Below are 23275 nucleotides of genomic sequence, written 5' to 3'. Positions count from 1 at the left end.
GAGTTAAGTTTCAGTCTTTTTGGTCGCTTATATTCTTTCCGATATCTATGGAAAGAAATCCAAGTTAAATGAAGCGATACAGTACCAATAAAATAACCATCATTGCCTTTTTGGCCATTCTTGTTCCATTTTTGTTAATGTGTGTTTTCACATATGTATATACCAACAAAAACATAGAACAATCATTTATTAAAACAATGGTTCGCTTTACCGATAATGAGTCGGCTAATAGTGTCACGGAAACCACCAGAAATATTACGATGCTGTTCGATCCTATCTTAAAGATCATCACCAAGGATAAGTTGAATGCTTATCTGCAGGGTGAGAATAGTGAAATCGAAAAAATCGCGAACTCCATCGTCAACTCTACGCCGGCCTTCAGGAACGTCACCATTTCTAATGCTAATGGCGACTCCATTACCTATCCCTACAAGATACGCCCTCAGGGCTACAGCGTTCTCACTCGCCCATGGTACCCAAAGGCCACAGAAAAAAATCATGTCACGTTTTCTGCTCCTTACGTCTCCAATGAAGAAGACAAAAAAGACGAGAAGGCGATCACCGTCAGCATGGGTATTCTTGGTGAAGACCTTGAAGTCATTGGAAATATCGCTTTTGACCTTGATCTAAAAGCCATTTCTTCAATGCTTGAGAACATAAAGGCACCGTACTCCGGCCGATTCCGTATAGCCACGCACGATGGTCTGATTGTCTTAAGCGACAATAAAAATGAAGTGTTAACCCGCGAAATTCCTGAGTCATGGACAAAACAGATCGCCAATGACAGCGAAGATTTCTATGACAAAACAACCAAAACCTACGTGTTCTATAAAAAGTTTAATAACCCTGACTGGGTGGCCATTTCTTATGTGAAGAAAAGCAATCTTGAGAATGAAATGAGCGATTTCATTCAAAGCTTCATCACCGCATTTTCTATTTGCCTCAGTATCTATCTTATTTTTATCGTGCTCTTCAGAATGTATCTGCGTCAGATGCTTTCTGTATTTCTGATGGAAGTCAGAGGTATCGACTCAGAAGAAGCCAAGCCTAATTTTGAGCTTCTTTATAAAAACATCAGAAACAACAATGCCGAGTTGAAAACCGTCAAACACGATTCAGAAACTGACGAATTAACGCAGATCTATAATCGTAAAAAGATGAATGAAGATCTCGCTACGCTTATCGCTAAGAATGACCCGTTCTCATTCTCAATTATTGATATTGATAACTTTAAAGTTATCAATGATACCTTCGGTCATGATGCCGGGGATGGCGTGCTGAAATTTGTGAGCAAAGCCGGTTGCCAGGTGATGGGCGATGATTATCATCTCTATCGTTTTGGTGGTGAAGAACTGGTGGTGATATTCCCAGGCAATGACTATGAAGAACACTATCAACTGGTTGATACATGGCGGAAAATTGTTAGCCATAGAACATGGAGAGAGAGCCCAATGCGCGTCACATTCAGCGCAGGGATCACTCTCTGGCAACCTGGCGACACCGCGGAACATACCCTCAAAACCGCCGATATCCTGCTCTACAAAGCCAAGCACGGCGGCAAAAATCAGGTGATGGGCGATTCGAATTAATCCAGCGCTTCGCTCATCAAACAGAGGCTCTTCAGCACAACTGAAGAGCCTCTGCTCTTTTTAGATCACCACGCTTCCCCACACCAGCCGTCCCTTATGGAAAGTGGCGCTACGAGGAGAAATACGCGCAACGGCCTCCGCTGAACACGAGGCGTCCACCAGCACAAAGCTCGCATCATCCTGCGCCTTCGGCCACACCTGTTCACCCTTCTCATTGAGTGGCATCACGTCACCGGTCGCGAGGAACAATGAGCGCGAGAGGTTCTGTTCATTCGGGCGAATATAGAGCTGGGCGTACAGGTTGGCTTTCTCCAGCATATCGCCGAGGCCGTACGGCGCCCAATGGTCGATAGCGCTGTCGGTGCCGGTCATTAACGTCACGCCTTTGTCACGCAGCTGCTTAAGCGGCATATGCAACGTACCAATTGGCACCGTGGAAGCGATGGAAATCTGCTGCGCGGCCATCCGCGTGGCAATCTCATCCACCTGCTGCTCGTTCATCATCGCCAGCGCAAAAGCGTGGCTGATGGTCAATTTGCCTTTGAGCTGCGGCGTTTTCTCGACAGTTTCCACCATATATTTCACCGCTGCGATACCCGCCGGACTGGTTTCATGCAGATGAATATCCACCCCTTTTTGATAGTCGATGGCTATCTGGAACATGGTATCGAGGGATTTCTCCATTGCGCCATCGACGTTCGTTGGATCCAGCCCGCCAACGTAGTGCGCCCCAGCCTGCATCGCTTCTCGCATCAGCGGTTCTGATTTGGATAGCAAAAGACCGTGTTGCGGGAAAGCAACGATTTCACAATCGAAACCCGCTTTACGGCGCGCCAGCACCGCCTGCAGATTTTCGAGATTTTTCAGCCCGGAAACCGGTTCAATATTGCAGTGGCTGCGAGCGATGGTGGTGCCTTTTGACTGCAGCAGATCGATAAGCTTTTCGGCCCGCTCCTGGGTGTACGGCTGCAGCTCGGGCAACAGTTTCTGCTCGAGCTTAATCATATCCTGAATGGTGGTACCGGCCGGTCGGTTGAGCGAACGCCATGGGCCGCCGTAAAAAGTTTTATCGAGGTGGATATGCATGTCACGCATCGCCGGCAGCATCAGCTTACCGCCCGCATCATAGTGCGGCAGCGTGGCGTCAGGATGGCTTTTGTTATCGCGCAGCGCCGCGATTTTGCCCGCGTTAATCTCCACGGTATGCAGCGCAGTACGGGTATGTACCGCGACCGATCCTTCGTACTCAAAGCCCGTTTCGAGCAGCACGTTGTCCAGATAATAATGGCTGTCGGTGATGTTCATGGTTCCTGTATTCTCGCAGACGGCGGTGCCGGAAGTGGCAGCATACGCCACCGGGGCAGTAGCGCCAAACAGCGCGGCAGCGGTGACTATTTTGCCGCTGTTGCTGAGAAACTCACGGCGACTTTTGTTCTCTTGCATCGTCGTTCCTTAAATTTTATGGACGATATGGGTGCCCGTTTCACCGCGCAGGGCGGCGGGCAGACATTCCGGCGTGGTGATAATCACCCGTTTCCCGCCGTGTTGTAAAAACTGTAGGCTGGCGACAATCTTCGGTAGCATGCTGCCTGCCGGGAAGTGCCCTTCATGCATGTAGCGCGTCATGGTGGCGACATCCACCTGCCCCAGCGCCTGCTGCTCAGGTTTGCCGAAGTGGATACACACTTTTTCCACGCCGGTGGTGATAACCAGAATATCGGCGTGGATCTCACGCGCCAGCAGCGCGGTGGAGAGATCTTTATCGATAACCGCGTCAACGCTGTGGTAATCGCCCTCTTCCCCCAGCACCACCGGAATACCGCCGCCACCCGCGCCAATGACCAGAAAACCTTTCTGCGCCAGCGCCTGAATAGCTTCAGACTCGACGATACGCTTCGGCTCCGGAGAGGCGACAACGCGACGATAGCCGCGCCCTGAATCCTCAACAAAGCGCCAGGTCGGATTCGCCTTTTGCAGCTCATCGCGCTGCCCGGCACTGAAGAATGCGCCAATCGGTTTGGTGGGATTGGCAAAACCCGGATCGTTTTTATCCACTTCCACCTGCGTCACCACGGTCACCGCTTTTTGCTCACCGCGTTTGGCCAACCGGTTGTTCAGCGCCTGCTGAATCAAATAGCCAATACCGCCCTGCGTATCGGCCACGCAGTTGGCAAGCGGGGTTAACGGTAATCCTTCGCGCTCGTGGGCAATCTCCGCACGACGCAGATCCAGCCCCACCTGCGGGCCATTACCGTGCGTCAGTACAATGTTGTAGTCCGACGCCAGCATCTCCAGCACCGTGTCGGCCACCGCTTTCACCGCCTCTGCCTGATGTTCAATCGACTGGCTGGCGTTGTCTTTGATAATGCTGTTGCCGCCAATGGCAACGACCACAAGTTCTTTCATCGTGTAGGTTTCCAGTGCAGAAGGTGATGTGATTATTGTTGTTGGGTTTGCTCCCTCTCCCTTTAAAAGAGAGGGTCGGGGTGAAGGTTGGTGCGCTGAACGGCAACCTGGGCCTCCGGGCCCGTTGTCCCCTCACCCTAGCCCTCTCCCGGAGAGGAGAGGGAACCGTCCGTTATCCGTTGTAGCGTTCGCACCAGCTCAAAATCGCTTTTTCGAAGCAGGCGAACGGCGGATGCACAATCCCGGCACCAATCATGCCGATACCCGCATCTTTATGGGCGATGGCGGTATTGATAACCGGCAGAATACCGCTGCCGCCCACTCGGGTGATGTCGATAGCCGTCGGTACGCCCATAAATCCCAACAATGGAATGGTGACGTTCGGGTTCTCGCCCAGCGTGATTTCGCGCATCTGGCGGGAGAAGTCGATTGCTTCCTCCACCGTGCCGCCCACCAGCGCGACAATGGCCGGTGCCGTCGCCATCGCAAAACCGCCGATGCCGTAGGTTTCAGTAATCGCGCTGTCGCCGATATCCAGGCCGGAGTCTTCCGGCTTGTAACCCGCGAACATCGGGCCAATCACCTGCTGCGCCGGGCCGGTAAACCATTGCCCCGGCAGGCCGCTAACCCGCAGACCAAACTCGACGCCGTTACGCGCCATGGTAGTCACCACGGTGCTGTACTCAATACCGTGCGCCGCATCCATTGCCGCTTTACACATCGCCATCCACGTCGGGCCGGAGAAGTAGTCGCTGCTGGCAACGAATTCAAACACTTCACGCTGCTGTTCAACGGTATAGCCCGCCTGAATAATCCCCGGCGTCAGCGCCTGAATCAGCAGCGTGGTACCCGCGTTATTGCGGTTGTGGCACTCGTCGCCCATATGCAGCGCCTGAGCCAGCATTAAGCGCAGGTCAATCTCGCCGATAATCTTCATCGCATCGCGCAGCATTGGGCCCTGCACATCGCGCATCCAGTTCAGACGGTCGATAACGCTCTGGTCGTTAGCCCCCATGCGCAGGATCTTGGCCATCTGCTCGCTCATGTTGGTATAAGCGATGTTGCCGTAGGTTTTGTTCTCAACGATGTGCATAAACATCGATGCCGAGGTGACGCCCGCCATCGACCCGACGCAATCATGTTCGTGGCACGGCGAGAAGGTAATTTCACCGGAAGCGGCGAGAACCGCCGCATCATCGATATCTTTTGCCAGCCCTTCAAATACCAGCGCCCCGGTCACCGCGCCTTTCATTGCACCGCACATGTTCTCCCACTTCACCGGCGGACCGGCATGAAGGATAGTTTTGGCGGTCATTCCCGGCACCACGTTGATCGCCTGGTCAAAGCCAATCAGCACCGGATGCGACTGAATAATTCGCTCTAGCGCCTGCTGGTTAGCAGCGGCAATTTTGTCCGCCAGCGGCGAATCGGCGATGCTATCCAGCGCGTTCACAATCTGCATATTGCCCTGGCCCGGCGGTGTCCAGTCGAGCTGAGTCGCGGCAACATGCTGTTTTTTTCAGGTCATCACTAAACATCGCGATACCGACGTTGATGACGTTCAATGGTTGGGTAAACAGTGACTGGCTCATCAGGCTTCCTCCCCTTTGCAAATAAATTCACGTGCCAGCAATCCGGTATTGGTGCTGCTGCTGGCGAGGATCACCCCAGCATCACTCAGCATCTGCCGCTGTTGTTCCAGCGAAGGGGTATCCAGATCGGTGCCCAGCACATAGCCGAGGATCACCAGTTCACGCCCGTCGGCTTTGGCGATCGCTTTCGCTTCTTTGATCGCCTCGATCGTCGAACCCACCGGATCTTCATGCGATCCAAAGCCCAGCACGAAGTCCATCACGATAACGCCCACTTCCGGATCGCGCGCTTCCTGGATCAATCGGCTGATACGGTTGGTGGGGTCGATCATCGGGTGCGGCTTGCCGTTGGTGAAATCGTCATCGCCAAAATCGAGGAAGGTATGTTTGACGCTGCGGTTAATATCCGTCAGACGGAAGGCCGGATCCGGCTGAATATTGCTGTAAACGTCGCCGTGTTTCTCCATCACCGCGAACATGGTTTCATCGCATAGCGTACCGCCGCAGAACAGGCCGCGAATGTACTTCTGCTGCGGAGTTAAAAGCGCGCGCAAGTCGCGAACCAACGCGCCATTCAATGGATGGAGATCTAACGACGCTTTGTTTACGCCGCTCAGCAACACTGCTTTCAACGCCGCCTCTTTGGTGCCACGGGCAAACTGCAGGCCTTGTTCATCAGCCGGTGGCTCAGCGCGGCCAAGGAAGCAAACCACCACCGGTTTACGACAGGCGCGGGCGCGTTCCAGTACTTTCTGCGCCACGGCAGGTGCCGGCGGTTTAGAGACCAGGGCGATAATTTCGGTTTGCGGATCGTTTTCCAGCATACCGATAGCATCCAGCATCATCAGCCCGCCGATTTTTTCGCTCAGGTCGCGACCACCGGTGCCAATCAGCTGCGAAATACCGCCACCAAAATCGTGGATCCGCACGCTCAGCTCCTGGCTGCCGGTGCCGGAAGCGCCGACGATACCAATATTGCCGCGACGCACCGCGTTACCAAAGCACAGCGCCGCGCCGTTAATAATGGCGGTGCCGCAGTCTGGCCCCATCATTAACAGCCCTTTCTCATGTGCCAGCTGCTTGAGCGCCAGCTCATCTTCAATGCTGACGTTATCGGAAAACAGCATCACGTTGAGATCATTTTGCAGTGCCTGACGTGCTTCGCGGGCGGCAAACACACCGTTGACCGAGATCACCGCCAGGTTACTTTCCGGCACGTGTTTTTTGGCACTAGCGAGCGTGGCATAGCGCGCTTCGTGCGAGCCTGAATCAGCTTTCTTAGTAAATAGCTCTTCGATAGCCGCCAGCGTCTGGTCGTTGTCCGCCCCGGCTTTACCGTTAATCACAATCATCAGGTCGCCGTTTTTCGCCTCGTCCAGCTCCGGCGTCAGCAGGCCTAGGTTTTTCAATACGCCTTTGTTCATCTCGGTCGCCATCGCCACAAATGCCTGATCGACACCGTCGAGCTTGTTGGCGCGGGTGGAAATCGACATAAGCGATACCGAATCAAAATACGTGTTCTTTTTAATAACTATTTTGACTGACATAATTCCCTCCATACGTTTGGCTCAGGGCGCAGGCGTCTGCCATGCCATACAGCATGTCGCAGCCGGAACTCGAGCCAATATTTTTAATATTGGCGATAGCCTGGATAGAAAAACGGGTGGGTTCATTAATCATGCCGTTAATAAACCCGAAAATACTTTCTCTATAGCGTTGGGAAAATGCGGCTTCAAGCGTAATAGCACTGAGCTGCGTGGTATTTTCACGCGCGACTTGAAGCGCGGAATAAAAATCATCGCGATATTGTTGGGCCGGGTGTCCGTCGATAAATAAAATCGTACTCAGCCCAACTAAATAATCATCCGCCGATGGCGTCAGGCCAATACCCAGCCCCACCATATTGGCGACTGCCGAAGTAATATCCTGGCCCTGTAATAACGCGTTTAATAATGTCTGACGCCGCTGCCGTAATGCGCTGGAGATAGCCTGATAAAATGGATTATCCCCACGCCAGCGAAATAACGTCTCATTTTCCTGTAATTGTTGATGAATCACCTCGCACCATTGTTGCCAGGGAATTTGCTGAAACTGTTCGCCGTTAAGCTGCGGCGTTATGGGCTGCCAACGCTGACAGGATGTGGTGTTGAGCCATTTATCCTCGCCAATGGCAATCCCCGTAGGGTGAAACTGAACCGGTTCGCCGTGCCGGAACAGGCCATCAAAGTGAGTGAGTGCTAACCTACAGCTGTTGGGGGCGTTGTCGTAGTCTTCACATAACAGCGTCATTAATCGCTGCTGTGCCGGGAGATAAAGGTTTACCGCCCGGGAAAAAACCTGCTCAACCCACCCGCTACCGCGTTCAGAGAGAAAGGCCTCATCTGCAGTTAGCGCTTGCACACACCGCCGTATCGGGGTGTTGATAGCGCATCTCCTCTGTTAAGCCCCGGCGGCAATCAGCAGCTGGGCAATTTCTTCATATCCCTTCTCCCGCGCCAGTTCCAGCGGGGTTTTACCGTATTTATCGGTCATGTACGGGCTGGCGCCGTGCTCCAGTAATAGCGCGACAATCGTCTGCTGGATTTCACCGCCGTCGTTCAATACGATTGCTTCCAGTAGCGGCGTCCAGCCAACAAAGTTGGTGTGATTGACGTTAATATTGCTGCGAATTAACAGCTCTTTGACGATTTCAAGATGGCCTTTCTCGCAGGCTGGAGTCAGACCCACGCCGCCAAAGCGGGTTAAGCGATTCAAATCCGGACGTGCCGGTAAAATTAAACGCAACAGCGTTAAGTCATTATTCAGGCAGCTAATTAAAAAGGGGTTTAAGCAGGTTTGATCTTGCTTATTAATATCCACACCAGCATCAATTAAGGCCGCAACACAATCATATTTTTTATTCAGGCTAGCCAACGTAATCGCCGTTTGCCCCTGGCGGTTGCACGCATTAATATCCACGACCTGGCGCAGGCAGGATTTTAATTTTGCCAGTTCGCCTTGTTGTGCAGCCAATAGATAATCAGCAATCAGATTATTGTTAGTCATGTTAATCCCCCTGATTTTTGTGGCTGTTTTGATGAATTGAGAATAGCAACGAAAATCGGAGAAAAGAACCCGCTTAAATTTTATTCGCCATAACCCGGTTAATTATTGAAAATAATTTAACAATCAGCACAGACTGTGCGGTAGTGCACCGTTTATTTCTTTTGCGCTATGCCCCTTCACTCAATCGGGTTTTCTTTCTATATAGTTTCAACACGAAACCACTACACGAGAGGAAATCATCATGAACGGACTCACCGCAACGGGCATTACTGTCGGGATTTGTGCAGGTCTCTGGCAGATGGTGTCTTCGCAGGTTGGGCTAGCGGCAGGCTGGGAATTACTGGGTACGATAGGCTTTGTCGCCTTCTGTAGCTTCTACGCGGCAGGCGGCGGTAACGCGGGTTTTGTAAAGAGCCTGGCGGTGAATTACTCCGGTGCCGTTTGGGCATTTCTCGCCGCTACGGCCTCCGGGTGGCTGGCGTCGTTCAGCGGGCTTTCCGCCTTTTGGGCCGGAGTGGTCATGACGGTACCCTTCTCCGCCGTCATCGTCTGGCAGGGCCGGTTTTGGCTCACGTCGTTTATCCCCGGCGGCTTTCTCGGCATGACGCTATTTTTCGCAACCGGCCTCAACTGGTGGGCTACGCTGCTGGGTTTCCTGGCCGGAAACAGCATCGGGTATATCTCGGAATACACCGGGCGGAAATTGAGCGAGGCGACCTCAAAAGACGCGGCGTGAGCCGTTTTTAAAAGTTATTCAAAAATCATTGCTCAATGATACGTTCTGCCAATACATTCATCTGTGGATCCATGCGGCAGGAGCAGGCAGATGAACTCAATTTTTACCGAAGAAAACCTGCTGGCGTTCACCACCGCCGCACGGTTCAGCAGTTTTAGCAAAGCGGCGGAGGAGCTGGGTTTGACCACCTCCGCCATCAGCTACACCATCAAGCGCATGGAAACCGGGCTGGATGTGGTGCTGTTCACCCGCAGTACGCGCAGCATCGAGTTGACCGAATCTGGCCGCTATTTCTTCCGCAAAGCCAGCGACCTGCTGAATGATTTCCACGCCATCAAGCGCAGCATCGATACCATCGCTCAGGGAATTGAGACCCGCGTGCGCATCTGTATTAATCAGCTGCTGTACACGCCCAAACATACGGCCCGGTTGCTGCAGGTGCTGAAAAAGCAGTTTCCGACCTGCCAGATAACCGTCACCACCGAAGTCTATAACGGCGTGTGGGATTCGATTATTAATAACCAGGCGAATATCGCTATCGGCGCACCGGATACGTTGCTTGATGGCGGCGGTATCGACTATACCGAAATCGGCGCCATTCGCTGGGCCTTCGCCATCGCGCCAACCCATCCGCTGGCGTTTATGCCGGAGCCGATTTCCGAAAGCCAGCTTCGGCTATATCCCAATATCATGGTTGAGGATACCGCCCACACCATCAATAAAAAGGTCGGCTGGCTGCTGCACGGCCAGGAGTCCATTCTGGTGCCGGATTTTAATACCAAATGCCAGTGCCAAATCCTTGGCGAAGGAATCGGTTTTTTGCCGGACTATATGGTGCGCGAGGCGCTGGAAGATTCCCTGCTCGTGACCCGGCAGATCCACAATCCACGCCAGGATTCACGCATGCTGTTGGCAACCCAGCACTCCGCCACCGGGCAGGTGACGCAGTGGATTAAGCGAGAGTTTGGGCCGCAGGGCGTATTAACCGGTATTTATGCCGATTTGCTACATCGAGATGAATAACCGGATTTGATCGTCCTTGCCATGAGTTCACATATCACGACGAAGAACGATCCAGCCTCAGCATATGCCGATCGTTCAGTTAGAAGAGTGGGCGCGACGAGCCGCTAACAGCTTCAACCAATTCACGAGCTTCCAGACCTGAGCGGTATGCGATCCTTTAAATAAAACGACGTCACTATCCTGAATTGTCTTCAGGTAAACCGCTTTAAACGCCTCAATATCATCCAACACGATGCACTGCTTGCTAGACGAGATCGCACTGCCATACTCTTTGTAGGTCTGGCCAATCAGGTAGATATTATCGACCGTGCTACGATTTATCTCGTCCATCAAGGCAAGATAATACTGTTCATACTCATCACCAAGTTCAGCCATCTCACCCAATACAATCACTTTTCTCCCGGGTAGATTCGACTCACTTAATTGAGCAACTGCCGCCCTCATTGAGCCTGGATTCGCGTTGTAAGCATCATCAATCACCGTTAGCGGGTGGGCTGCCACAATGAGTGAATTGACTTCACCCCGGCCAGGTAAGGCCTCAAAACGCGAAAGTCTCGCCAGCGCTTGCTCGGGAGGATAGCCGAGTGAGGACACTACGCTGAGCACAGCCACGCTATTGAGTGCCATATGCTGGCCTTCTGCCTGTAGTGTATAGCTGAGGTGGCGGCCAAAAATCTCCGCCGTAACACGACGAGTCGCCGGGTCATATGACACCAGCCGACAGTCACATTCTCCCCGTTGACCATAGGTCACCACACGCAGTCCCTGTTTTATTGCCGCCGTATATATACAGTCCCATTCCTGCATATCACGGTTGAGCACGGCAACATCACCTGGCTTCATCCCTAAAAAAATCATCACCTTAGTGCGTGCGATATCATTTAAAGACTGACTCCCCTTGAGATGTACCGCCTGAATATTGGTGACGACAGCCACGGTAGGACGCACCATGCGCGAGCTCAGATCCATACGGCCAATCGCCATCTCCAGGACGATCTGCGGTGTATTCCATGGCATCGAAGCAATATTCCACGCCACGCCGCGCGGTAAGTTTGCATTCGCCACACTCCCGCAGGCAGGCCCCCACTCAGCAAGTGCAGCGGTCAGCATTGCCACACACGTCGTTTTCCCAGCGCTTCCGGTGACGCCGATAACGTTGCCACTCATTTTGCCGCGGGCATATCGCCCCATACAAAATAGAGCCTCGTTCCAGTCATTGACGAGATAAACAGGCACATTACGTCCTGTCACCAGGCCCTCATCACTGACGATTAAAGCCGCTGGTGGAAATGGAAGCCTATCAAGGCTGTCTGAGAGTATGCCGCCGCTTTCATTTTCACCACGCACACACACCATATTGCCGGGCTGCATTGCGGGGGCGAAAATAGACACGCCTGTCGCTCGCCAACCATCATGTGGTGGAGTCAACCAACGCCCCGGAACCGCCTCGACGAGCAATTCGGCTGTCCAGCATGCATCCTGTGAATATCCTTTTTCAATTTTCTGTGTCACCTTAACTCCTGGCAAATTCAATGGTGATGCTGCTGGTTGGCAATGGCATACATCCATTATCCATCAAACCGGATCGACGATTGCTGTGCATACTTCCCGAAATCACTTACATTAGTCAGCTTATTGGGAACCCTATCTTGCCACCTTCCTGTCATTCGAATTCTTTAGCTTAGAGGCCGGATTATCCAACGATATCTCTGCCAATTTGTTTGATCCTGGAAGGGTTATTTCTTATTCTCTGAGCAAGATAGTAGAAATGTAGAATACATAAATCGCAATATGTAATGCTATTTTGAATGCGATTATTCTCAGACAAGGGTGTCACGGCATGACAAGGAGCTTAAATGTCACTGAGTCGTTTACTTACACATACGCGCCCTGAACTTGAATCGCTTAATGTTCCCGCACAGCCTTCCCCCTTTCCGGGCTATATCCTTTTTCTGAGCGCCAGCAATGCTCAGGAACGCGCTTATACCGCCTACGCCTGCGGTGACACTCTGGATGAAGCATGGCAACGCGCGCAGGATGACCTCCAGCGCTGGGCAAGCCAACAGAGCCGTCAGCCGGTCTGGTTACGCGTCGATCTGGTCGATAAAATTCAGACCCTGCGTTGGGATGCTCTCCAGGAGAAACTGGGCAAAACTAAACGTAACTATTTCCGCTTTGGTTTGAGTTTTACCCCCGACTTCAAGCAGCCCATCCTTGAGCAGGAAATTAACGCCAATGCGCTGATGTATCACGGTACCGAGGGTGTCGCGACGCCCAATGCCGCGAACCTGGCGCACTATGGCCGCTGGCGCTTTGGCAACGCGTTACGTTGGCCGGATGAACCACAGCAACTCATCTGGCGCTTCAACACCCGCAGCCTATTCAGCGACGGGGAACAGGTTTATCCCATCGAGTTCAACGGCCGTAATGCGGGCTATCGCCAGCTCACGAACTGGCAGGAAGAAGCCCTCGACCCGATGATTTTCTCCGCCACCGACTATCTGGCTCGCCAGGTGAAAAAATCGGGCCGCTACCACTACGGCTGGTTCCCTTGCTTCGATCGCCCTATTCCAACCTATAACGCTTTGCGCCATGCCAGCTCCACCTATGCGCTGCTGGAAGGTTGGGAAGTGACACAACAACCGACGCAGCTTGCCGCCATTGAACGCGCGTTGCACGACCTCTCAACTGAGCTAATTGCCACCCGGAAACTGCCCGACGGCAGCGAGGCCGATTTTCTGATAGACACCGGCGGCGAAATTAAACTCGGTGGCAACGCGGTGTGTATTCTGGCGATGACCAAATACACCGAGCTGACCGGCGATGAACGCTACCTGGCGCAAATGCAGCGGCTCGCTAACGGCATTGGCTTTATGCAAAAGCCGGAAACCGGCGGTTTCAACCACGTCCTGCATGCAGCCGATCTGTCGTTGAAGGCAGAACACCGCATCATTTACTACGATGGTGAAGCGGCTTTCTCACTGATGCGTCTGTACGGCCTGACGAAAGATCCGCGCTGGCTGGCCATCGTTGAACGCGCCATGGATCACTTTATTGCGCAGAAGCACTGGCAGGCTCACGACCACTGGCTAAGCTACTGTGTTAACGAGCTAACGCTGTACCGTCCGCTTGAACGCTACTACCAGTTTGGCCTGGACAACGTTCGCGACCACCTGGATTTTGTTCTCCACCGGGTCACTACCTACCCGACGCTGCTGGAGCTCATGATGGCAGCATCGCGTATGCTGGAACGCCTTGCCGATTCTGAACATCGGCATCTGCTGGACGGATTCGATATGGCGCAATTCAATCTGGCGCTGGAGACCCGAGCACGCTATCTCGCAAACGGATTTTTCTGGCCGGAGCTGGCAATGTTCTTCAAAAATCCACCGCGCATCACGGGCAGCTTTTTTATCCGTCACCACAGCTTCCGGGTACGCATTGATGACGTCGAGCATTACCTTTCCGGCTATGTCGCTTACCGAAAACACTGGCGTCATCAGCATGGCTACATGGCATAATCCCTTGATAATGAGCGTTTCATAAATGAAGCGCCTGCGGGATTGCGCGCGCGCGTTAGCCTGGAAACGATGGCTACCGTTGTTTTTGGCACTGCTACTGATTCCGCCGGATTTGGGCGCGGGCTGGGACTTTAATACCATCAATACGCGCACCCAGCGTCTTTATGGCCCAGCCTCAACCACCGCGCAGCGTAATATTGACGACTGGGAGTTATTGCTTAAAAAACCTGCAACAGGCAATATTCAGGCCACCCTGAATCGTGTAAACCAATTCTTCAATTCACGAATTCGCTTTGTGGATGATATGACGGTATGGGGACAAGAGGATTATTGGGCCACGCCGGTTGAAGCATTGCGTAAAGGTGCAGGCGATTGCGAAGATTACGCGCTGGCGAAATATTTTACCCTACGTGAATTAGGTGTTCCGGCCAGCCAACTGCGAATTACCTACGTTAAAGCATTACAATTAAATCAGGCACATATGGTGGTGACATGGTATTCGACCCCGGACGCAATTCCGCTGGTTCTCGATAATCTCAAACCCGCCATATTACCCGCCACCGCACGCAGCGATCTGCTCCCCGTTTATTCTTTTAACGGTGAAGGTTTGTGGATCCCACAAGCCAGCGGCAGCAAACGCGTTGGCGACAGTAAAAGACTCTCTCGTTGGCAGGATCTTCTCACCAGGATGCGTGCAGAAGGGTTTGTAATTAATGAATAGGAAGCGGTCATGTCCCTTTATAAACAGCTACTGATTGGCATCTGTCTGTTTACGCTGACGATCTTCTGCGGCAATTTTTTCGCGACGCTGGAAAGCTCGCGCGAACAATATCATAACCAACTGGGCGCACATGCTCAGGACGCCGCCACGGCTCTCGGTCTCTCGCTGACCGCGCATATTGACGATCCGGTGATGACGGAACTGATGGTGAATTCCATCTTCGATAGCGGCTACTTCTATCGAATTAAGGTTATTGATATTAAAACCGGAAAACCCATTATCGAGCGGCAAAATATTCCGCCAAGCGCCAACGTGCCGGACTGGTTTGTACGTATGGTGCACCTGAATCCAGGCCAGGGAGAAGCCGTCGTCATGCGCGGCTGGACCCAGGCAGCCCGAGTCGAAGTGATTAGCCATCCTATGTTCGCTCTGGCGCGCCTGTGGGGTAGCCTGGTCGCCAGCTTCCTCTGGCTCACCGGCTGTAGCGCACTGTGTATTCTTGGCGCGATGGTTATGCTGCGCCATCGTCTGCGCCCGCTGAACTATATCGTCGAACAGGCAATGGCCATCAGCCGCCGTGAATTCCTGAGCCTACCCGCGTTGCCTAAAACCCCGGAATTACGCCGGGTCGTTGAAGCCACCAACATGATGGTCACTCAGCTTAAAGCGCTGTTTAGCGAGCAGGCGAAACGTACCGAAAGCCTGCGTCAGGAAGCCTACAATGACAGCCTGACCGGCCTGAATAACCGCCGGGCATTCGATATTAAATTCCAGACCCGACTGAGCGATGAAGACCATGCGGACGGCAACCTGATTTTATTGCGCGTGCAGGATCTCATGGGTCTCAACCAGCGTCTTGGCGGCGCGAGCACCGATAAACTCTTAACTGCCGTCGCCGAAATTCTTAACGAGCTGCAGCAACGCTTCTTCCCGACGGAAGGATTCGTCGCCCGCGTCCGCGGCGGCGAATTTGCCATTATCACCACCCCCGTGCTGCCCAAAGAGATGGAGAACTTCGCCAGCTCTCTCAGCACCCAATTGAAGGCGCTTTATGAAACGGGTCTGAGCGATGTTAGCCCGGTCGCCCATTTTGCCGAAGTAGCGTTCCACTACGGCGACACTCCGCAAAACCTGCTGCGTCAGGCAGATCAGATTCTGGTTGCGGCGGAAGCGGATATGCGGACCTTCGTCGATCCTGCAGCGGCACAACAGCAAGCGCCGGATGAAGATCACCACCACTGGCACCAACGGCTGACCGCTATTCTGGATAAAGAAGCGTTCGAGCTTTACTTCCAGCCAGTGTACGAATGCAACACAAAACATGTTGTTTTACATAGAAAAATACTGGCCCGTATTAAAACCGATGAAGGTGAAATCATCCCTGCGGGCCGCTTCATTCCCTGGGTTCGCCGCCTGGCGCTGGGGCTTCGCATGGACGTCGTGATGCTTAAACAGACGCTCCGCGCCATGGAAAACACCACCCACGCCTTTGCCCTCAGCATCAGCGGTGAGAGCGTGGCCGACGACGAAAGTCTGAATGCCCTGCTTCAGCCGTTAAAAGCCGCGCGACACCTGACCTCGCGGTTGACGCTCGAACTGGACGAGAACGAACTCCCCGATCCGGAACGCGTTAGCGTACTGGTGAAAAAATTGCAGGAGCTCGGCTGCGGTCTCGGGATCCAGCATTTCGGCGGTCGCTTCCACCTGATTGGCAACCTGCCGCAATGGGGGCTTGCCTGGATTAAAGTTGACGGTGGATATATTCACCACATCAATGAAGAAGAAGACAAAAAACTCTTTATCGAAGCCATCTACTGGGCTACACGGCAAATCAATTTGCCACTCATCGCCGAGCGCGTTGAGACGGAAGGTGAACTGGCAGTACTGGAGAAAATAGGCCTGTATGGCGCGATGGGGCGTTATTTTAGCGACGCCAGCACACTACAATAAATCTCAGGAGAGCAGCCATGCACTTTATCGAACGTGATGCAGAAGGACGAATTGTCCGGATTGAAATTGTAGAATTCAACGGTATGACTGAGCGGAGTGAAGAGCCTACTGCGGAAATCACCGAGTGGCTAAAAGTAAATAGTCTTCGCACCGCAACAATACAACAGTTGCAACAAAGCGATCTCAATATGGTCCGTGTTCTGGAAGACCTTATTGAGGTTTTGATGAGTAAGGGAATTATCAGCATCACCGATCTCCCTCCTGCCGCACAAAACAAACTGCTCAACCGTGCTCAGGCCCGCCAGACCTTGAGCGGGCTGGAAGGACTCATCGGCGATGAAGATGAGAGACTGATATAAAATGCTATCGCTTACAATATTTCAGGTGCATGACTTATTGCCTGGAATATTGTTAGCCAACTAATAATTGATTAAAATTTGTCCTTGCCCTACCAACTTTTTACAAGACAACTCCATTAAACCAACATTAAAATCAAAGATTATTTTTCCCATACCTAATAGTCTCGAATTAGATTCGGACTTATTGTTTATTACATATGCATGATAGCGGTGTAAATATAAGTAAAATCAATATTTTTACCTGAAAAATAGAGTGTTAATCCAAAATATGCGCAGTATTTAATTGTTTTTTTTTCAGCGGCAAGGATAAGCCCGCAAAATGAAGGGGAGTGCCATATGAACGGTGTAGCCGGAACAATAAAAGCAATCATTGGCCAGGTCTTCGCTATCTCACCCGACGGAAGCAAACGCCTATTGGTTGAAGGCGATAGAATTCTGTCCGGAGAGCAAGTTGAAACAGCTGCCAACGGCGCCGTCACCATTACCCTTCCCGATGGAAAAACGCTCGATCTTGGGCGTGATAGCCATTGGGAAGGTGGACATAGCCTCTCCTCCACTCAGACGCAAACCGATCAAACGGATATTGCGGCCATCCAGCAAGCCATTGCTGATGGTCAGGATCCAACCCAAATTCTCGAAGCCACCGCAGCAGGCCCACAAACCACAACAGGCAGTGGCGAACCTGGCGCCGGTGGTGCCCACTCGCACGTAATGCTTGATTTGACCGGCGAAATTATCGATCCCACCGCCGGATACCCAACCGAAGGCCTCGACTTCCCGGACACACCGATAATAGAAGAACTCACCATTCTCGACAGAACCAACGGCGTGAATACAGGTGATGATTCTGATGCGGACGCGGATTCTGATGCAGACGCCGATGCAGATGCCGACGCTGATGCGGACGCCGATTCCGACGCTGATGCCGACGCTGATGCCGACGCAGATGCAGATGCGGATGCCGATGCAGATGCCGATTCCGATGCGGACGCAGATTCTGATGCAGACGCCGATGCAGATGCAGATGCGGACGCAGATTCTGATGCGGATGCAGACGCTGATGCGGATGCAGATGCCGATTCCGATGCAGACGCTGATGCGGATGCAGACGCTGATTCTGATGCAGACGCCGATGCAGATGCGGACGCCGATTCTGATGCAGATGCCGATGCTGATGCAGACGCTGATGCGGATGCCGACTCAGATGCCGATGCGGACGCTGATGCGGACGCCGATGCTGATTCCGATGCTGATGCGGACGCAGATGCAGATGCAGATGCAGATTCCGACGCCGACGCCGACTCAGATGCAGACGCGGATGCAGACGCCGATGCAGACGCCGATGCGGACGCCGATGCCGATTCTGATGCGGATGCCGACGCAGATGCCGACTCAGATGCCGATGCGGACGCAGATGCAGACGCGGACGCCGACTCAGATGCCGACTCAGATGCTGATGCAGACGCTGATGCAGATGCAGACGCTGATGCCGATGCAGATGCCGACGCGGACGCTGATGCAGATGCCGACTCAGATGCTGATGCAGATGCAGATGCAGACGCTGATGCAGACGCCGATGCAGACGCTGATGCGGATGCTGATGCCGATTCCGATTCCGATGCGGACGCCGACGCCGATTCCGACGCAGACGCCGATGCAGATTCCGATGCAGATTCCGATGCAGATTCCGATGCAGATTCCGATGCGGATGCCGATGCGGACGCTGATGCAGACGCCGACTCAGATGCAGACGCCGATGCGGACGCAGATTCTGATGCAGACGCTGATGCCGATGCTGATGCCGATGCAGATGCCGATGCCGATGCGGATTCTGATGCCGATGCAGATGCGGATGCAGATTCCGATGCAGACGCGGATGCAGATGCAGATGCAGATGCAGATGCAGATGCGGACGCCGATTCCGACGCTGATGCAGATGCAGACGCAGACGCTGATGCCGATGCAGATGCCGATGCGGACGCTGATGCGGACGCTGATGCAGATGCCGACTCAGATGCTGATGCAGACGCTGATGCCGATGCAGATGCCGACGCGGATGCCGACTCAGATGCCGATGCGGACGCTGATGCAGACTCGGACGCTGATGCGGATGCCGATGCGGACGCAGACGCGGATGCCGACGCGGATGCGGATGCAGACTCGGACGCTGATGCGGATGCCGATGCCGATGCCGACGCGGATGCAGATTCCGATGCGGACGCCGATGCCGATGCGGATGCCGATGCCGACGCGGATGCGGATGCCGACTCAGATGCCGACGCGGATGCAGATTCCGATGCGGACGCCGATGCCGATGCGGATGCCGATGCCGATGCCGATGCCGATGCCGATGCCGATGCCGACGCGGATGCAGATTCCGATGCGGACGCCGATGCGGATGCAGATTCCGATGCGGATGCCGACGCCGATGCGGATGCCGACTCAGATGCCGACGCGGATGCGGATGCTGATGCAGATTCCGACGCTGACGCCGATGCGGATGCCGATGCAGATGCGGATGCCGATGCAGATGCGGATGCCGATTCCGACGCTGATGCGGACTCCGACGCGGATGCCGATGCAGACGCCGATGCGGATGCAGACGCTGATGCCGATGCAGATGCGGACGCCGACGCGGATGCCGACGCTGACGCTGACGCGGATGCCGATGCCGATGCGGATGCCGATGCGGATGCAGATTCCGATGCGGACGCCGACTCAGATGCAGATGCCGATGCAGATGCGGACGCCGATGCAGACGCGGATGCCGATGCAGATGCGGATGCCGATGCAGATGCCGACGCGGATGCAGATGCCGATGCAGATGCAGACGCTGATGCGGATGCCGACTCAGATGCCGATGCGGATGCGGACGCTGATGCCGACTCCGATTCCGACTCCGATTCCGACGTCTCTCTCGACGCCAAATTTGATATTTCGGGTGGTTCGAAGATTACCCACGTCAATGGCGGGAGTTCAGATCCTAACGGCTTTGATGTCGATGGTAGCGGCAAGATTATTTCGGTGGGCGAGAACGTCGTGCTCTGGGTTTCTAAGGGCGATGTTGGAAAATACGTTTCCAGTGATATTCCAGAAAAAAATATCCATGTTTATGATCAAGGCAATGCCAACGGTACCCCAGGTAAATCTGATGTCTTCGTACTGCACGACAGCAGTACCTATACACAGGGCGACAACACGCAGCATGGGATGAATGCGGTCAACGGGAACCGGGAATCCAGTACCAGCAATGCGCACGATTATATCTTTGTCGCGGGCTCCTCAAGCTGGAATTCGAGTTATGGCTCAGCCAACGTCAATAACAGCATCAACTATTTCGAGAGTATTAACGTCACCATCGGGGGCAAAACCTATCAAGGTAACAACCGACTGACGGATGTTATCTCGGGAGATGGTAAAGAAGGGCTGGATCCAGGTCATTCAGATACCAAAACGACATGGCAGTACGACCTGAATATCGATGCCGACCTCAATGGTGGCGCTGATGGCGACCATATTAAGTCAATCACGCTGAACGGATTGCCGGTAGGATCTACCGTGAGCTATCTGGACGCCAACGGTCATCCTGTCGTGGGTTCGGTTGACGGCGCTGGCAGCATCACTATCGATGTGGGCAACAATACCAATCTCGATATGGGTCTGACCATCACCTCTCCGACTGAAATCACCAACAAGGGATCGGTCAACGTCGATATCACGGTCGAAGTGGACGGGACTGAACATCCGTCCGGAGAAATCGTTGACGACGACCAAACGCACCACATCCCAATCACCGGGGGTGAAGACGTGCATACCGACAGCGAGATGATTAATACGCTGGAATTCGTGCACGATGCGCAGCACGTTTCCGAAGATCATACGGATACGGCAAACTCCGTCGATCATCAGGAAGATAGCAGCTCAACGGACCTGACGGACAAGAGTGCTCACGACAGCAATGCCGCGGATGCGAATGTGACCGACCAGACCGAGGACCACGGTTTAACCGATCAGGCAGATCAGGCAGATCAGGCAGATCAGGCAGAAGATACCGGTTCTACCGCTCTTGTCGACGATGATGCATCGACAAATAGCGATAGCGCCAGCATGCTGGTTGATCACGATAACCTCGACCTGAGCGCAGTGGGGAGCGATACCGCCCAGCTATCCACTGTGGAAACAGGGCCGGAAAGTTCGCTAAATCTCCTGCTCGATGACATTGACACTCACCTCACCGAGGCCGATAGCGCCCAGAGCGTGGAACCGCAAGAAGAGACATCGGTGGCGACAGCAACCGCAGAACCTGAGCAGGAGAACACTCTCGATCTGAGCGACATCATCCATGATGACGACGCCAAGGATCTCAGTTCGCTGATTCAGGTGCCTGATGCGACAGAGGATAACGGGACGGCAGGACATGTTCAGGATGTACCTGCGGAAGGCTCAGATGCGCAAGGTAGTGAAACCTGGGCCGCACCGGATACCGCAGAGCTGGATCATTTAATTGCACAACCGGATACGGACTCTTAAAACCCATGGGGCCGGTGAAAACCGCCCCCTTTTTCTCCGGGATGATTATCAACTCGTAAGTTATTATGCATTGATAATACGGTGGTAGCGCTTATGCGCAGCACCAATAAAAACCAAATACGGGCACAACACGGGATACAGAACGGCTGCATCACAACCATCATACGGTGATCAAAAAACCACCATTATTAGTCATGATGGAGCAATAGTTCTAAGTGATATTATGAGCCATATCCTGGGTACGGTTGTTGTCCCCGTGAAAAACAGCGCTATTTTTTCTTTTTTGTCTGAAGACATTGCCTCTGGCGGATTGGGCCACTAGTCAGGGAAATGAACGTAAGGAAAGGACGACATGATGAATAAACATATTCGGGTATTAACGGGGATCTCTTTGCCGCTGCTGTTCGCTAATACCGTTAGCGCAGCCTCACTGGAACAGGCAGTCAAAGACAGTTTGCTGTGGCACCCGCAGGTCAGCGCCTCGGTGAACAGCCGGTATTCCGCCGACCAGGATCTACGCGCGGCAAAAGGCGGATATCTGCCATCATTAGATCTGTCCGCCGGTACCGGCTGGGAACAGACCGATAACGCCAGCACGCGCGCTGCCGACGACCACCGACGTAACCTGCACCGCAGCGAGTCCAGCATCAATCTGCGTCAGAACGTGTTTAACGGTTTTGCCACCACCAGTGAAGTCGCCCGCCAAACGGCGACCGTCAACTCTCGCGCCTACTCGGTGATGAACACCAGCGAAGTCACGGCGCTAACGGCAATCCAGAGCTATCTTGACGTACTGATGCGCCAGCGCATGGTGAAACTGGCCCAGGATAACCTGAAGAACCACGAACGTATTTTTGATCAGATCCGTCTGCGCACCGAACAGGGTGTAGGGCGTACGGCCGACGATGAACAAGCGCAGGCGCGTCTGGCGCAGGCGAAAAACAACCTGCTGACCGAGCAAACCAATCTCGAAGACGCCCAGGCTAACTACTACAGCGTGGTGGGCAAAGAGGCCGATGGGCTCTCCATGCCAATGACCACCAAAATTCCGGCAACTCAAGCGGAAGCGCGTAAGCAAATGCTGGACAACAGCCCGCTGCTGAAACAAGCAGACTCGGATGTCGACGCGACACGCCAACAGTATGAAGCAGCAAAATCTCGTTTCTACCCAAGCGTGGACGTCGATGTTGGCCGTCGTATGGATAATAATACGGACGGAACCCGCGGCCACGACCAGGAGTGGCAGGCGATGGTCAGAATGAACTACAACCTATTCAACGGCGGTAGCGATCAGGCGCAACTGTCATCTTACGCGTATAAAATGCAGGAAGCCCAGGACGTCAAACGCAACGCGCTGCGTCAGCTGGATGAAGAGCTACGTCTGTCCTGGAACGCCTGGCAGAACGCAAAACAGCAGGTGCCGATTGCTAAAGACTATGCCGACCGCAGCGCCGTGGTGCGTACCGCCTATCAGGAGCAGTTCAGCATCGGTGAACGTAGTCTTCTGGATATGCTGGACAGCGAAAATGAAGTGTTCGACGCCCAGCGTCGTTACGTGCAGATGCAGTTTACGGAGATGTTTACCACCTACCGTATCAACGCACGAATTGGCGATCTGTTAAAGCAGCTTAATATTCAGGCACCGTCGGCAGCACAACCGGTAGAGGTGCAACAAACCGCGCACTCTAACTTACCTGAACTGAAGTAACAGATTTTGGGCCTGTGGGTTATCTCAGCGTAAGGTGAGATAACCCTTTATATTCTTTAGCCTATGCGATTTTTTCGCTGGTATATAAGGTCTGA

Annotated in this window: 14 protein-coding genes and 2 pseudogenes; 9 read left to right on the top strand and 7 right to left on the bottom strand. The window is 53.4% G+C overall.

What is annotated here, in order from left to right:
• Positions 1 to 68: 68 nt before the first annotated feature.
• Entirely contained in the window at positions 69 to 1589 is a 1521-nt protein-coding gene (locus ABOC97_RS20385; protein ID WP_349601281.1) for a sensor domain-containing diguanylate cyclase, read from the top strand.
• Between the two features lie 60 nt (positions 1590 to 1649).
• Here ABOC97_RS20385 and ABOC97_RS20380 read toward each other — a convergent pair whose 3' ends face one another.
• The 6 genes and pseudogenes from ABOC97_RS20380 to ABOC97_RS20355 form a co-directional block, all read right to left on the bottom strand.
• Entirely contained in the window at positions 1650 to 3032 is a 1383-nt protein-coding gene (locus ABOC97_RS20380; protein WP_349601279.1) for an amidohydrolase family protein, read from the bottom strand.
• Positions 3033 to 3041: 9 nt separating this feature from the next.
• A complete protein-coding gene (locus ABOC97_RS20375; RefSeq protein ID WP_349601277.1) occupies positions 3042 to 3995 on the bottom strand; it encodes a carbamate kinase family protein in 954 nt (317 codons plus the stop codon).
• Between the two features lie 172 nt (positions 3996 to 4167).
• Positions 4168 to 5587: pseudogene (locus ABOC97_RS20370) on the bottom strand (YlbE family protein).
• Positions 5587 to 7134 carry an acyl-CoA synthetase FdrA gene (gene fdrA, locus ABOC97_RS20365; RefSeq protein ID WP_349601275.1) on the bottom strand — a complete coding sequence of 516 codons (1548 nt, stop codon included), beginning with the start codon at positions 7132 to 7134 and terminating at the stop codon, positions 5587 to 5589. Before fdrA ends, ABOC97_RS20370 begins: the two are co-directional and overlap by 1 nt.
• Positions 7112 to 7987, bottom strand: a complete 876-nt coding sequence (locus ABOC97_RS20360; protein ID WP_349601273.1) for an oxamate carbamoyltransferase subunit AllH family protein — start codon at positions 7985 to 7987, stop codon at positions 7112 to 7114. Before ABOC97_RS20360 ends, fdrA begins: the two co-directional genes overlap by 23 nt.
• Before the next feature lie 39 nt (positions 7988 to 8026).
• Positions 8027 to 8632, bottom strand: a complete 606-nt coding sequence (locus tag ABOC97_RS20355) for an ankyrin repeat domain-containing protein (protein ID WP_349601271.1) — start codon at positions 8630 to 8632, stop codon at positions 8027 to 8029.
• A 241-nt stretch (positions 8633 to 8873) separates the two neighbouring features.
• Between ABOC97_RS20355 and ABOC97_RS20350 the strand changes: the two genes are divergently transcribed.
• A complete protein-coding gene (locus ABOC97_RS20350) occupies positions 8874 to 9368 on the top strand; it encodes a DUF1097 domain-containing protein (protein WP_349601269.1) in 495 nt (164 codons plus the stop codon).
• Between the two features lie 90 nt (positions 9369 to 9458).
• On the top strand, positions 9459 to 10391 hold the full coding sequence (locus ABOC97_RS20345) for a LysR substrate-binding domain-containing protein (RefSeq protein ID WP_349601267.1): 933 nt from the start codon (positions 9459 to 9461) through the stop codon (positions 10389 to 10391).
• Between the two features lie 75 nt (positions 10392 to 10466).
• Here ABOC97_RS20345 and ABOC97_RS20340 read toward each other — a convergent pair whose 3' ends face one another.
• Positions 10467 to 11903 (bottom strand): UDP-N-acetylmuramoyl-tripeptide--D-alanyl-D-alanine ligase, encoded by a 1437-nt coding sequence (locus ABOC97_RS20340; RefSeq protein ID WP_349601265.1) that lies wholly within the window; start codon positions 11901 to 11903, stop codon positions 10467 to 10469.
• Positions 11904 to 12247: 344 nt separating this feature from the next.
• On the opposite strand from ABOC97_RS20340, the pseudogene ABOC97_RS20335 reads away from it, so the two are divergent.
• The 6 genes and pseudogenes from ABOC97_RS20335 to ABOC97_RS20310 form a co-directional block, all read left to right on the top strand.
• Positions 12248 to 13882 (top strand): annotated as a pseudogene (locus ABOC97_RS20335) (Mur ligase); the annotation flags it as partial.
• Between the two features lie 55 nt (positions 13883 to 13937).
• Entirely contained in the window at positions 13938 to 14633 is a 696-nt protein-coding gene (gene lapG, locus ABOC97_RS20330; RefSeq protein WP_234506561.1) for a cysteine protease LapG, read from the top strand.
• Positions 14634 to 14642: 9 nt separating this feature from the next.
• Positions 14643 to 16583 carry a cyclic di-GMP receptor LapD gene (gene lapD, locus ABOC97_RS20325; RefSeq protein ID WP_349601263.1) on the top strand — a complete coding sequence of 647 codons (1941 nt, stop codon included), beginning with the start codon at positions 14643 to 14645 and terminating at the stop codon, positions 16581 to 16583.
• 17 nt (positions 16584 to 16600) lie between these two features.
• The gene (locus ABOC97_RS20320; protein ID WP_349601261.1) at positions 16601 to 16942 is read left to right on the top strand and encodes a tryptophan synthase subunit beta; all 342 of its coding nucleotides are present in this window, start codon (positions 16601 to 16603) and stop codon (positions 16940 to 16942) included.
• A 336-nt stretch (positions 16943 to 17278) separates the two neighbouring features.
• A complete protein-coding gene (locus ABOC97_RS20315) occupies positions 17279 to 21472 on the top strand; it encodes a retention module-containing protein (RefSeq protein WP_349601259.1) in 4194 nt (1397 codons plus the stop codon).
• Between the two features lie 355 nt (positions 21473 to 21827).
• The gene (locus ABOC97_RS20310; protein ID WP_349601299.1) at positions 21828 to 23180 is read left to right on the top strand and encodes a TolC family outer membrane protein; all 1353 of its coding nucleotides are present in this window, start codon (positions 21828 to 21830) and stop codon (positions 23178 to 23180) included.
• Positions 23181 to 23275 lie beyond the last annotated feature (95 nt).

The sequence above is a fragment of the Kluyvera huaxiensis genome, from assembly GCF_040149365.1.
In the GTDB taxonomy this organism is placed as follows: domain Bacteria; phylum Pseudomonadota; class Gammaproteobacteria; order Enterobacterales; family Enterobacteriaceae; genus Kluyvera; species Kluyvera intermedia_A.
The sequence above is the reverse complement of the archived record's forward strand: the minus strand, read 5'-3'. Positions and strand labels throughout refer to the sequence as shown.